This window comes from Microcoleus sp. MON2_D5, from assembly GCF_036701905.1.
In the GTDB taxonomy this organism is placed as follows: domain Bacteria; phylum Cyanobacteriota; class Cyanobacteriia; order Cyanobacteriales; family Microcoleaceae; genus Microcoleus.
This window is the reverse complement of record NZ_JAUBRM010000015.1, coordinates 87376-100316: the sequence shown is the minus strand read 5'-3', so window position 1 is coordinate 100316 and position 12941 is coordinate 87376. Positions and strand designations below refer to the sequence as shown.

The 12941-nt window shown below is 49.6% G+C and carries 10 protein-coding genes; 2 read left to right on the top strand and 8 right to left on the bottom strand.

Annotation, left to right across the window (positions count from 1 at the left end):
- From QUA47_RS30955 to QUA47_RS07915, 5 genes are all read right to left on the bottom strand, one after another.
- Nucleotides 1–278, bottom strand: a 278-nt coding sequence (locus QUA47_RS30955; RefSeq protein ID WP_445302494.1) for a MarR family winged helix-turn-helix transcriptional regulator, incomplete at its 3' end; no start/stop codon positions are given.
- 232 nt (nucleotides 279–510) lie between these two features.
- A complete protein-coding gene (locus QUA47_RS07930) occupies nucleotides 511–2727 on the bottom strand; it encodes a xanthine dehydrogenase family protein molybdopterin-binding subunit (RefSeq protein ID WP_333430344.1) in 2217 nt (738 codons plus the stop codon).
- Between the two features lie 126 nt (nucleotides 2728–2853).
- Nucleotides 2854–3846: a xanthine dehydrogenase family protein subunit M gene (locus tag QUA47_RS07925; protein WP_333430343.1), complete on the bottom strand. Its 993-nt coding sequence runs from the start codon at nucleotides 3844–3846 to the stop codon at nucleotides 2854–2856.
- The gene (locus QUA47_RS07920; RefSeq protein ID WP_333430342.1) at nucleotides 3833–4678 is read right to left on the bottom strand and encodes a 2Fe-2S iron-sulfur cluster-binding protein; all 846 of its coding nucleotides are present in this window, start codon (nucleotides 4676–4678) and stop codon (nucleotides 3833–3835) included. The genes QUA47_RS07925 and QUA47_RS07920 overlap by 14 nt, the downstream gene beginning before the upstream one ends.
- Nucleotides 4679–4741: 63 nt before the next feature.
- The gene (locus tag QUA47_RS07915; protein ID WP_333430341.1) at nucleotides 4742–5686 is read right to left on the bottom strand and encodes a (R)-mandelonitrile lyase; all 945 of its coding nucleotides are present in this window, start codon (nucleotides 5684–5686) and stop codon (nucleotides 4742–4744) included.
- Nucleotides 5687–5973: 287 nt separating this feature from the next.
- Here QUA47_RS07915 and QUA47_RS07910 point away from each other — a divergent pair, with 287 nt between their 5' ends.
- Complete coding sequence (locus QUA47_RS07910; RefSeq protein WP_333430340.1) at nucleotides 5974–6957, top strand: AraC family transcriptional regulator; 984 nt, start codon at nucleotides 5974–5976, stop codon at nucleotides 6955–6957.
- 191 nt (nucleotides 6958–7148) lie between these two features.
- On the opposite strand, the gene QUA47_RS07905 is transcribed toward QUA47_RS07910, so the two are convergent.
- From QUA47_RS07905 to QUA47_RS07895, 3 genes are all read right to left on the bottom strand, one after another.
- Complete coding sequence (locus QUA47_RS07905; RefSeq protein ID WP_333430339.1) at nucleotides 7149–7814, bottom strand: hypothetical protein; 666 nt, start codon at nucleotides 7812–7814, stop codon at nucleotides 7149–7151.
- Between the two features lie 2 nt (nucleotides 7815–7816).
- Nucleotides 7817–8809 carry an ImmA/IrrE family metallo-endopeptidase gene (locus QUA47_RS07900; protein WP_333430338.1) on the bottom strand — a complete coding sequence of 331 codons (993 nt, stop codon included), beginning with the start codon at nucleotides 8807–8809 and terminating at the stop codon, nucleotides 7817–7819.
- 328 nt (nucleotides 8810–9137) lie between these two features.
- Nucleotides 9138–11669: a VWA domain-containing protein gene (locus QUA47_RS07895; protein WP_333430337.1), complete on the bottom strand. Its 2532-nt coding sequence runs from the start codon at nucleotides 11667–11669 to the stop codon at nucleotides 9138–9140.
- Between the two features lie 212 nt (nucleotides 11670–11881).
- On the opposite strand from QUA47_RS07895, the gene QUA47_RS07890 reads away from it, so the two are divergent.
- The gene (locus QUA47_RS07890; RefSeq protein WP_333430336.1) at nucleotides 11882–12868 is read left to right on the top strand and encodes an AEC family transporter; all 987 of its coding nucleotides are present in this window, start codon (nucleotides 11882–11884) and stop codon (nucleotides 12866–12868) included.
- Nucleotides 12869–12941: the final 73 nt, after the last annotated feature.

Here is a 12941-nt window from a genome sequence, read left to right as displayed (position 1 = left end):
TGGTCACGGGTGCGCGTCACCAACCCCGCGCTCTCAAGGCGCTTTAAGAGGGGCGTCAAGGTTCCGTTATCCATACCGAGTTCTTGCCCTACTTCCCCAACAGTGCGCGGGGTGCCCTCGTAGAGAGCGAGCATGACCAGAAACTGAGGATAGGTCAGACCCAAAGGCTCAAGAAAGGGCCGATGAAGCCGAATGACGCGGTTCGACGCACTATAGAGGGCAAACGAAAGCTGCCTCCCCACCTGTCGCCGTTGGTTGATGTTCGAGTTGTTATCCATTTAAAAATCCAGTCAACAACTATTATATAGCACACTACATAATAGTTCAATACCTATAATTCACTTTTTTCTGGACCAGTCTTGCACCCATTCCCATGCGTTGCACCAAGGTGACGGTACGAAGATTCTTCCACACTGCCCACCGTTGCCAGCGCGCACCGTTCCCCCTGAGGTTCGTGGAGGCGATCGCGCTTCGACTAGCGCTGGCACTACATTCATCAAATGGCCTAACTCAAAGCAGCTTGTCCGGCGTAATCGGCAGATCCCTGATGCGTTTGCCCGTGGCATGAAAAACAGCGTTGGCGATCGCCGCCGGGATGCCCACCATGCCGAGTTCGCCCATGCCCTTGACACCGAGCGGATTGACGACTTTATCCTCCTCCTCAACGAATATCGTTTCGATCTCCAAGATATCGGCATTAACCGGCACGTGATAGTGCTGCAAATTCGGATTCATGATCCGCCCGTAACGATGGTCGATTTCAGTCGCCTCTTGCAGCGCCATACCAATGCCCCAGACAACGCCGCCAATTTCCTGACTGTGCGAGGCCTTCGGATTCATGATCTTGCCGCAGGCGCTCACTTCAATGGCGCGCGTAACGTGGACAGTCCCCACATCCGGATCGACCTTCACTTCAATGAACTGCGCGCCGTGCGCCAACGTCGCATACTTCTCGCGCTCCTCTGAGGGACGCGACTCGAATATTTCCGTGATTGCGGTGAGATTATTACGCTTCATCACTGCGGAGATGTTGACGAAACGATCCGGGTCGCTTTTTAGTCGCAGTTGCCCGTCGAGCATCTCGACATCGGAGGAGGCTGCCCCCTTGAGCGGAGAATTCGGTTCCTGGTTCGCGAGGGCGAGCAACTTCGTGCCGATCGCCAGAGCCGCCCCGCGCACGGCCGAGCCGACGCTCGCCGTCGTCCAAGAGCCCCCCTGCGACGGCGATCGAGGCAACTTCGTGTCGCCGAGTTCAAATTTCACCTGCTCCAACTTCAGCCCCAGATACTCGGCAGCGATCATGGTCATCACCGTGTAGGTGCCAGGTCCGATGTCACTGGTCGCACTGGCGACTCGCGCCGTGCCGTCCGCCTGCAGCGTGACGAGGGCTGCAGCGGGCATCTGGAAAGCGCCCCAGACGCCGGTCGCCATCCCCCAGCCAACGAGTAGGCGTCCGTCGCGCATCGATCGGGGCTCGAACTTGCGATTCTTCCAACCGAATTTTTCCGCGCCGAGCCGGTAGCACTCCCGCAACGCCTTACTCGAAAATGGCTTGCCGCTCTCGGGGTCGGTTTCGGAATAGTTGATCAGCCGAAGTTCGAGCGGGTCGATCCTCAGCGCGTAGGCCAGCTCGTCCATCGCACATTCGAGCGCGAACATACCGCTAACGGCCCCCGGTGCGCGCATCCAGGTCGGGGTGGGGAGGTCGGTGTTGGTAATCTTCAGCGGCGCGTAGAGATTCGGGCACGCGTAGACCTGGCGCGTGAAACGCGTGGTGTCGTCTGAGAACTCCTCGAGGGTGGAGGTGTTGTGCACGGCTTCATGAATCATCGCGGAGAGCTTTCCCGATCGCTCCGCACCGAGCGCGATCTTCTGAATCGTGTGCGGACGATAGCCGTGGCCGGTGAACATCTGCGTGCGCGTATAGACGACTTTGACTGGGCGCTTGAGTTCGCGCGCCGCCATCGCCGTTAGCGCCGGATAATAGTTCGGGCGCAGCGACGATCCGAAAGCCCCGCCGACAAAGGGCGAGACGACGTTCACGTTTTCCTCGGGCACGCCGAAGCTTGAAGCCAAATGTTCGCGCACGCTATAGACGCCCTGCGTCTTGTCGAAAATGGTGAGATTATCGCCTTGCCAGACCGCGATCGCCGCGTGCGGCTCCATGGGGTTGTGGTGCTCGATCGGGATGCGGTACTCGGCCTCTACCTTCACGGCCGCTGCGCGCATCGCCTCTTCGGGATTACCGCGCGTCTTCGGAGGCGGCTCTTTAGCGGGGACGCGCCCGCTCGATCGCACCGCCTCAGTGTCGGTCGCGTGCTGCTGTGAGTTGTAGGAGACTTTAACCAGACGTGCCGCATAACGTGCCTGCTCGTATGTCTCGGCGACGACGAGTGCCACGGGCTGCATGTTGAAGAAGATTTTGTCGGACTGGAGCGCCCGAAACGACTTGTCTTCCTCTTCGGTGGCGCGGGGCGGGGCCTGCTCCGTGGAAGACTTCGGACCAAGCTTCGGTGCGTTCAGGTGCGTGAAGACGCGAATTACGCCTGCGGCGCCTTCAGCCTCACGCGTGTCGATTGATTTAATCGTGCCCTTTGCTACGGTTCCCAGCACGATAAAACCGTAAGCGAGATTGGGAACCTGGAATTCCGCCGCGTATTTAGCCTGACCCGTAACTTTGGCTACGCCGTCCACGCGGCTCATTTCTTTTCCGATGTATCTTGGCATTTCGTTTATCCTCCCTAATATCAAATCCGCCCTTCATCGTCCTGTATTCATCTCTCTGTTCTCGAACTCTGCGTTCTCTGCGTTCTCTGCGGTTTAATCATTCCAATGCAACCGGAATTGATATAATTAGGCCGCACCGCTCGTCATCGCTTGCTGCAAAGCCAGAACAATGGCGCGTTTTCCGAGTTCGACTTTATAACCGTTATGTTCAAGCGGTTTCGCATCTTTGAGAGCCGCTTCGGCAGCAGCCTGAAAAGTTGTTTCCGTAGCAGGTTTTCCAATCAGAACTCTTTCCGCTTCGGGTGAACGCCAAGGTTTATGCGCGACGCTGCCCAAAACAACACGTGCCTGTTTGATGGTGTTGCCGCTTGTTTCTAAAGCAGCAGCCACGGCAAGCAGTGCAAAAGCATAGGAAGCGCGATCGCGAACTTTTAGGTAATAAGACTTGTTGGCGAAGTTATTCTTGGGCATTTCGATCGCGACGATCAATTCCCCATGCTGAAGATTGTTATCTTTTTCAGGCGTGTTTCCCGGCAAGCGATGAAAATCCTGGAGCGGGATTGTGCGTTCTTGCCCGTTCGTGCCGCGAATCCTCACTACCGCGTCAAGCGCATAAAGCGCATTCGCCATATCGCCCGGGTAAGTCGCCACGCATTTGTCGCTGTAGCCAAAAATGGCATGAATGCGATTAAGCCCCTCAAGCGCTCCGCATCCGCTGCCGGGATCGCGTTTGTTGCACGGCATAGCGATGTCGTAAAAATACTGGCAACGGGTGCGCTGCATTAAATTTCCCCCGTTGGTCGCCATATTGCGAAGCTGCGCGGAGGCGCCGGCTAAAATCGCCATTGACAGAAGCGGGTAATTTTGCCGGACGAGCGGATGGTTGGCCGTGTCGGTATTTTTGGCTAAGGCGCCGATCGAAATTCCGTTCGAGGTCGATCGAATTTCCGCCAGATTCAAACCTGAGATGTCAACAAGTTCGCTGGGACGCTCGACGTATTCTTTCATCAAATCAATCAAATTTGTCCCGCCTGCGAGAAACTTTGCCGTTTGATTAGCGGAAACGGTGCCAACGGCGCTTGCCGCGTCGGTTGCACTTGAATATTTAAACGATTTCATCGGCTTTGCCCTCCTCATTCAATGCAACGGCAATTTCTTCATCGCTCGCGAAATGCCAAGCTTGGGCTGTTTCGCGCCCGGACTGAACTTCTCTGATTGCCGCAACGATTCCCGGATACGCGCCGCAACGGCAAATATTGCCGCTCATGCGTTCTCTGATTTCTTCATCAGAGAGGGCTACATTCTGGGCGCTCGTCCGCAAATTGTTAGTGACGTGACTCGCGTCGCCGTTTTTGGCTTCCTGCAGAAGCGCCACCGCCGAACATATCTGCCCCGGCGTGCAGTAGCCGCACTGGAAGCCGTCGTGTTTGATGAACGCCGCCTGCATCGGATGAAGATTGTCGCCGTCAGCGATCCCTTCGATGGTCGTCACCTCTTTCCCCTCGCAGCTCGCGGCAAGTGTCAGACAAGAAAGCACGCGGCGCCCGTCAACGATCACCGTACAAGCGCCGCACTGTCCTTGATCGCATCCTTTTTTGGTGCCGGTCAATCCAAGTCTTTCGCGCAGGGCGTCTAGCAGCGCCGTGCGCGAATCCACTTCCAGGCGTTGGGTCGAGCCGTTGATTTTCAAAAGAACGTTAACGGCGTTTTCAACCGCAGGGGTCTGGGCGAACACGGCGTCGGGCGCAGCGGCGAGCGTGGAAAAGGCCTCCTCTTTAGCCAGCAGGTGGAAGGCGAAGGTGCCGAGTAGGGCAGCCATGCTTTGCCCCAAGAATTTGCGGCGAGCAGCGCCGACAATACCGAGTTGGTCGAGCAGTGTTTCTTCGTCCGCGCTGAGTTGCTCATCGCTCTCGGTTGAACTGAAATCTTTCCGTTCTTGATTATCGTCCATGATTCTCCTTGCAAAATTCTCAAACCACCCCTGGACAAGTGTTTGTTTTTCGCGCCGACTCTTCTAACGGTCTGCACCCACCGCAGGCGCAGAAGCGCCTTGGCTGGGGCGTCCTTTGTTCTCAAAGACTTCCTTAGCCACGGCAATCGCGGTAACTGCGTTAGGCCAGCCCGCGTAAAACGCCAAGTGGGTAATGGTCTCGATCAACTCGTCTTGGGTGACGCCATTTTCGCGCGCTCTGGCGAGGTGAAATCGAAGCTGGTCGGGACGGTTCATCGCGATCAGCGCGCTGACGGTCACCAGGCTGCGATCGCGCTTTGATAGCTGCGGGCGTTCCCAGACATCACCAAATAGCACGCTGTCGGTAAGCTCGACTAACTTGGGAGCGATATCGCCGATCGCTCTTTGGGCCGGCGTCGGTTGCACACTGACACCGGGGACGGAGCGTGCAGGCACAGCGGATGCCGACCGTTGCGCCTGGACTGGCGTGCCGTACTGCTCGTCGCTGACCTTTTCCATCCAGTCGGTGCTCTTGCCGTCGAGCTGTTCCACGATCGCGATATGCGTCATCGCGGTGTTTGGCGAGGCTCCGTGCCAGTGTTTTACACCGGGCGGAATCCGGACGACATCTCCTTGCCGGATCTCCTCGATCGGCCCCCCCCAGCCCTGCACCCGCCCGACGCCCGCTGTCACGATCAGGGTCTGACCAAGCGGATGGGTGTGCCATGCCGATCGAGCACCAGGCTCAAATGTAACGTTGGCGCCAGACGTGTCTGCTGGATCGTTCGCCTGGAACAGAGGATCGACGCGCACCGAACCCGTAAAGTTTTCGGCTGGTCCGTTCCGCGAGGGCACAGAGCCGCTTCGCGTGATGTTGATTGTCTGCGAATCTTGCATTGGCGCGGTCTGGGGAGCACCGGACCCCTCGGCGGCTCCTGCCTGATTTGCTTGGGCCGATACCGAAGCGAGCAGAGAAAGCAATATGACCCTTGCCGTGAACAGTTTCATCGTTTGAATTCCTTTGGCTACCCCAATTGTAGAGATCGAACACTTAGCGCCTGCTCTATCAATAGGGATGAATTTTTTAAGAAGCAAGGTTCGCCTTGATGCCCTTTTGGTTGTCAGTAGGCGAATCTCTTGCCCAATCAAAACTGAGTTTTCTCTTGTATAAAAATCCAGAATGCTTATAAGAAGCCGAAATGGTTTTTCATTGCTTTAGCTTCATTCTAAGAATGCTCAAGGGCAAGCAATAGAACGATCGTCTAAAATTGTTGTACAATCCTGCAAACTTAGAAATGAACGCTGCCAAACTGAGTGAAAAGCCCGATATGGAGTTAATGAACGACCCGCAGGCAAAGCGCGAGGCAGATAGAGCGCAAGCCCACAGAGACGAACTGACCGAGCGGATTGCACAGGCGATTCGTCATGATGGGACGATCGAGCCGCTCAAAGGATTGCACTTCTACCGCTCCTCCTCACCTTCGGAATGCGTTCATAGTGTCTCGATTCCTTCCTTTTGTGTCATTGCTCAGGGCAGCAAAGAAGTGCTGCTAGGCAGCGATCGCTACCAGTACGATCCGATGCACTATCTATTGGGGACGGTCGAACTACCGATTGCCAGCCGAATTCTAGAAGCAACCCAGGAAAAACCGTACCTGGGGCTTCGTCTGGATCTCGACCCCACCCTCGTTGGCTCAGTCATGGTTGAGGCAGGCTATCCCTCAGCTCAAAGGGAGGCTAGTGTCAAAGCGATCGATGTCAGTCCACTGGATACCAATCTGCTAGACGCTACGGTGCGATTCGTCAGGTTGCTCGATTCCCCGGTGGAAGCTCATGTGCTTGCACCCCTGATTAAGCGAGAAATCATTTATCGACTGCTGATGGGAGCGCAAGGCGATCGGCTGCGTCAAATTGCCGTTCTGGGTGGCTCTACCCACCAAATTGCTAGAGCTGTCGATCGACTTCGTAAAGACTTTAACCAGCCGCTTCGGATTGAAAGCATCGCACGAGAGCTGGGAATGAGTGTATCGAGCTTCCACCATCACTTCAAGTCTGTCACTGCCATGAGTCCCTTGCAGTTCCAGAAGCAACTGCGGCTCCAAGAAGCTCGCCGTCTGATGCTGGGGCAAAACCTTGACGCTACCAGTGCTGCTTACCGTGTCGGTTATGACGATTCCTCGCACTTCAACCGAGAGTACAAGCGGCTCTTTGGTATACCGCCGATGCGCGATATGGAGCGGCTGCGAGAAGCTGCTAGGCAGATTGCGAGTTCAACATGAGCTCCTCAAGATGCCCTAATTAGGCCAGAAATCGCTAAAACATTCAAAAGCGGTTAGCGGAAGCGATTAACAAAGTTGATGTGCAAATTGAGTATATTACCAGTTGGCGGATGACGGCTAAGACGGTGGAAGATGAAGATGAGGAAATTCCGTTTTAAGCCAGCACTAAGGCAAGCGTGTCACACTTAAATCTACTTGTAAGGATTTAGTAGATTACCTGCCTCCTGCCGACACTCCTCAATATAATTTTTTAAAGTAGCTAGGGAGTTCTCAGGTGTTGATTTAAGCCCTGAACCAAAAACACTCTTAATTGCTGTATCACATTCTCGAACAGGAACAAGGAAATCTCGAATAGTCTCAAAGCCATCGGCTTCAATATTTCTGAGAACAAGTTGCTCTAAGCACCATAATCTATGATTGAGAGATTCTTGAATGATAGGTAAGTTAACTTTTGCTAAGGCTTTGATGAATCTTTTATCTCCCGTAAAAATCTGAGCAGATTTATCTTTTTGGATAATTTGTATAGCATGACTTGTGAGAATGGCTTCACCTTGATCGATATTTTCAATATTGGATAATTGGATAAAAATTTCTTGGTCAATATCAGATTCAGATATTTTTGGTAAAGTCTTAGTAAGGTAAAGAACTTGTTTATAATTAATCAGAGAATCTTCTGATTTTCGACTTTTACCTGCTTCAAATTTTTTCCAATCGCCTTCAAATTTATATTGTGCCGTCTCTAGGATATTAACTTGCTCAGAACTAGCATCAAATAATTGAAGAGTCTTATCGAATAGCTGGAATGTAGCAAGCTTTTTGATGATGTCATTATCGATGCAATAGATACAAGCAGACAAAGCTATTCTCCTAAAATTTGGTCTAAGTAATCAGCATTATCGTCACTTAATTCCTCCCAATTTAGATGCTGCTCTAAAAATTTGTTAATAGTCTTGTGTCCTTCTTTAGCAGGATTGATTAAATTTACACATCCCATAGACAATGCAAAATAATCTTTATTATACCAGCCATAATTTAAAGCTAATGCAGATGGATCAATAGTTGAGTCACTTTGAATAAGTTGAATAATTTTATTCTTTAGGTCTTTTGCATTGTTAAATTTTTTATGGCCGATGGAGTTGTCAAAACTGTTGACTAGCAGTTTAACTGCAAACTGATTGCTATCTCTTTCTTCTCGATCATCACAGCCTTGCTTAATATCATCATCAATCAAAATACCTTCTTGAATATGACCAAGGGCGAGATGACCCAGTTCATGGGCAAGATCGAATGCTAGACATACGGGTTGTGTGTTACCACTACTTAAGACAATCACGGGATGCTCGGCTTGCCATTGGATCATGCCTCTAATTTTGCGGGTTTTTTTAGGGTAATTCTTAAAATAGACAACAGCGATACCATGTTGCCAACAGTAATCGAGCAAGCTGTATAAAGTGACTTGAGGATGTTTAGCCACTATCTCTGAACGAACTTGATGAGGGTCGGATGGGATGGGCTGAAATTCGAGCTTTATAGTATCAGCTACGACTTCCGCAACCCGTGAGGCAAGTTGATGGGCAACATCAGGTACATCTGCTTTATCCTGTTGATGGTACTTGAACTTGGTATGGAGTAAGGGCTTAAACTGAGGCTTCTGATTCTCGGCTAAAAGACTCTTGAGGTCTAGGTGCAGACGTTGGGCAATATGACCAGCACCCTCTAGGACGGCGGCGGGTTTATTGTCTAGTTCTTCATTCCACCAACTGGGCAAACCTTTTTCTCGAACGAAACGTTTTGAGAAACCGATCGCCGAGAGTTTTTTATAGAGAACAGACATTGATAATGTTTGTGTCATTGGTTTGCCCTCCGTATGAGAATTCGCGTAATATATGAGAATTCGCGTAATATATGAGAATTCGCGTAATATCATTGTAACCTAATTGCAGAGAATTTGGCTACTAGATTTTTTATAGAGCGTTGTTCTCTATCCTACCACAGAATAAACTTTCGCAAAAGCAACACCAAAGGAAAGTTACAAACCGGAACGATTCCGATCGCTCCTTTCGTCTTCGCAACCTAACACTTGTCCCATTTACCTATTTCCTAGTCGCCACCGCTGCGCCTTTGCGGTTTATTTCAATCACCCATATTTAACCAAGGTGGACAAAAGCCCACCCTAATTCCTACTTCCCTACAGTGAAATACTCATTCTTAGCATACACGCTAATAATACAGCCCCCCACTTCAAAAAACATCCCCTCTTGCTCATCTTTAGAAAATTGCAAGTTGCCGTATTTAGAATTAATTTCCTCAGCAGTCGCCGCTTTTGCCTCCATTTCATCCGGGATAAGTCCGGTAGAACCGATATAGAAAACCAGCGGTGAAACTTTTTCCCTGTACACTTTTTCAGCATAAGCTTCCAGTCGCTCATTCGCGTTAGCTAAAGCAGCGACAAATTCCTCTCGCTTGACATCTTCTTCCTGCCATTTCGCTTGCAAAAGGCGCAGCAAACTATCTGCACCCACTTTGGCTAAAGTAGCGCTCACAATTCCGTTATCCTCCAACCCCAAAAACTCATCGAAAATCAGTTTCATCAAGTCGTCAACTTTGGTAATTTTTGTTCGGGATGACAGCGTTTTGTGTGCGAAGACAACAGGCTCATCTAAGGTGATGTCAAATGTCGGTTTTGCTAGCTTTTCGCCCGTGTTTTTGTGGTAAACTTCATAAAGGCGATCGAGAAATTTGTTTGCCGAGTGCAATTTGCCGAAGTTAAGGATGTTTTTGCTGCCGATGTCGATTTTGTAGCTGACTCGCGAATCTACTGAACCGTGGGCGATCGCACTTTTTAAATCTGTGTATTCCGTCGTCGTCGGAAAGTTGATGTAAAGGCTTTTTGACAGATAATGCTGTTTCAATTCTTCCAATTGTTCCGCAGTGTAAGCCTCGGATTCCTCCTTCAAATGAGCCGAGAGAATGCTAGAGAGAATTTTGATTTCTGCGAGTTCCTCAAACACTCCGTCAAGGCTGCCGTAACGCCCGTCAAAAGGCACGAGGGGCAAAATATCTAACTTTATATCGTACTCTGAACGGAAGTCAAATTCTTGCACAGGCGAACCGTCTTTTTCAAGAACACCGCATTTTTTGAGCAAATCAAACACTGGTTTGCTGCTGATTTTGGTTCGCAGCGACTTGATATTAACTTCGCCGTCGCTGACAATGGTATAATTGTTGAAAGTATTGAGGTCTGTAACTAGAATTCCCGCCACTTCTGCGATTAAAGTTTCATCCTCAACTTTTACCAGCTTAGCTTTTCGGGTAATCAGCATATTGATGGTAGCGGTATTTTGATTGATGGCAAATGAACCCATTTGCACGTATTCGCCACCATCTAAGAATTCAGTTTTCAGCCAAGGCTTGACCAGGTTGCCGTTTTCGTCTCGCTTTCCCTCAATTCGCTTCAAACCTTTTCGCTGATAATTTTCTTGCAAGTGTTTCAAGTTGATGATGATGCTGTTGCTGTTTTCCTCCAATATCTTGATTAACTCCAGCAGGGAAATTTTCTCGCTGACTTTTACCCGATCGCCAATTTCATGATTTTTCAACACATCAGGCGCAAAAACAGCCTGTTCCAAATCTTCGGTAAACTCGGCTATTTGGGCATTTGTCAAAGCTTTAGCGTGTTTTTCCGTTAAAGTAGCATCGAAGGTGCTCGCCAGCGCATACTTAGCCGTATTTAAATTGCCGTCAGCGAGGTTAGCTTTCGCAAAAGCAAACACCGACTCATCAGTTTGAGCAACGGGAACATCTAGTTTGTCATACTCATCTTTGACGACTTTCTGATATTTGTAAAAAAGTCCGCGATCGTCTGCTTTCAGCCCGCAGATTTTCAGCGTGCTCGATGAACCGTTGATTTTCTTGCCACTTTTGGAAACAAAAACTTGATAATCATATTCCTTAATTAACGGTTCTTCCAGCGGAGGTGCAACGGAACTGCCTAACAGTTTTGTGCTGTCGTAAAGAGCATCATAAACCATTTTGACTTCGCCAGCGCGGATGCAATTTCCCGATAATATGTTGGCGATTTTGGAGAGCAGTTTGAAGTCAGCATAGGCATAGGATATCGTGTTGGCAAACACATCCATGTCTTTGAGTTCTTCGGAAATTTTCCCTAGTTTTGCAGCTTCGGAATTGGCACTGGGGTCATTTGCATAGCCGTCTGTGTGCAAATTGATCGCTGTCATTTCTCCCGGTTTAACCAGAGATTTAGCGAGTTCCATCGACTGCGATATGCAGGTAGAGCCAGCCGTGTGGATTTTTTGAATTTCTTTGATGTATTGAGAGTCAAACTTCAGCACTTCTTGAATGGGAATTCGCTGGAAGTGACAAATTACGTCCCCCTTACTAGCATAGGAAACCAGGCTGACAATTAGCTGGTAATTGTTGTATTCGTCTAAGGTCAAAAGCTTGATTAGGGTTTCTTTCAGTGGTTCTAAGTCATAATACATTGAGCCGGAACGGTCGATGATAATGATGCTGTGAGCGACGGATTTTTCTGGGATATCACCGGGCTTTCTTTCTAAATTAATGCGATCGACTAGATAGAAAGCCTTTGCGTTTCCGGCAAAATTGTAGAGGGTAAATTTGGTGCGAGTATTGGAGGCTGCTTGGCTGCTGGAACTTTTGACTTGAGACGATTGTTTTGCTTGCCGTGCCATAGTTTTAACCTATGTTGATTTATTCCTCAATCTCATCATTACACGCGCTTCTGTGGATGTCAAGGCCTGTATGGAAAATTATCTGCGAGGCTGAATAATCATTAATATTTAGCCCTGCGGTGCCAGGGAAAACTGCGGCGGTAGGGTAAATGTGGGCTTTTTTGGCAAAAGTAGTGGATATGCGTAAGTATTTAGTAAATATTTAGTCAATCATGCTTTATTTAGAAAATCCGCTGCTCAAACTTTATCTAAATCTGATCGGATGGGTAGCATTGGGATTTTTTCTCGGCCGCCTGCTACCGAGAAGCTATTCTACATATTTAGCCAAGTTTCTTTTCTTCTTTGGCACGCCATTGAGCATTGTTGCTTTTATCCGCAGCGCCAATTTGTCGGGCGCTATTTGGAAGGCGCCGCTGATAGCTTGGGCGGCAATTCTAGCAGGTGGAGGACTCGCTTGGATTTTGATAAATTTCGGTGTCGGCGAGGAACGTCTCAAGAATGTTAATCGGAGCACCCCAAATAGCCCGGAACACAACACCGCTTGGAGTTTGCCCACTCAAGGCAGCTTCTTATTGGCAACGATGGTGGGTAATACGGGTTTTTTAGGCATTCCCGTCAGTTTGTCCTTATTAGGCGCGGAACACTTTGCCTGGGCGTTGTTTTACGACTTGCTAGGCACTACCATGGGAATCAATATACTGGGAGTTGCTATTGCTTCTCACTGCGGTAAAAGCGATCGCCGTCAGAGTTGGTTAAGTCCCCTGCGGGCAATTTTTCTGAATCCGGCACTGTGGGCTTTTGGTGTAGGATTTGTCTCGCGCAGCTTGCCGCTGTCGGCACAAATCGCAGAATTGTTAACCACAGGCGCTTGGACTGTAATTACTTTAGCTTTAATTACGATCGGGATGCAGTTGAGCAAGTTGAATTCCTTGCACAACCTCAAACAAGTTTTGGCTTGTCTGGCGATTAAAATGCTGTTAATTCCCTTGGTAATTGGCACGGGATTAACGTTTTTTGGCATCGCGGGCGCGCCGCGACTTGTGCTAGTGCTGCAAATGGCAATGCCTCCTGCTTTTGGTACTACTTTGCTGGCAGAAGCTTTCAATCTCGATCGCGAATTAGCCGTAACTGCGATCGGCCTCGGCTGCGTTAGTTTATTATTCACTATTCCAATATGGATGAGGCTATTTAATTTTTAATAAAAATAGGAATTGCCCTGTTTTTAAACTACCTTACTTCAGTGATCCCCATCACCAACATTGAGCGATATAT

Coding starts and splice junctions, on each gene's coding strand:
- QUA47_RS07930 (WP_333430344.1), bottom strand. CDS start 2,727: ATGCCAAGATACATCGGAAAAGAAATGAGCCGCGTGGACGGCGTAGCC.
- QUA47_RS07925 (WP_333430343.1), bottom strand. CDS start 3,846: ATGAAATCGTTTAAATATTCAAGTGCAACCGACGCGGCAAGCGCCGTT.
- QUA47_RS07920 (WP_333430342.1), bottom strand. CDS start 4,678: ATGGACGATAATCAAGAACGGAAAGATTTCAGTTCAACCGAGAGCGAT.
- QUA47_RS07915 (WP_333430341.1), bottom strand. CDS start 5,686: ATGAAACTGTTCACGGCAAGGGTCATATTGCTTTCTCTGCTCGCTTCG.
- QUA47_RS07910 (WP_333430340.1), top strand. CDS start 5,974: ATGAACGCTGCCAAACTGAGTGAAAAGCCCGATATGGAGTTAATGAAC.
- QUA47_RS07900 (WP_333430338.1), bottom strand. CDS start 8,809: ATGACACAAACATTATCAATGTCTGTTCTCTATAAAAAACTCTCGGCG.
- QUA47_RS07895 (WP_333430337.1), bottom strand. CDS start 11,669: ATGGCACGGCAAGCAAAACAATCGTCTCAAGTCAAAAGTTCCAGCAGC.
- QUA47_RS07890 (WP_333430336.1), top strand. CDS start 11,882: ATGCTTTATTTAGAAAATCCGCTGCTCAAACTTTATCTAAATCTGATC.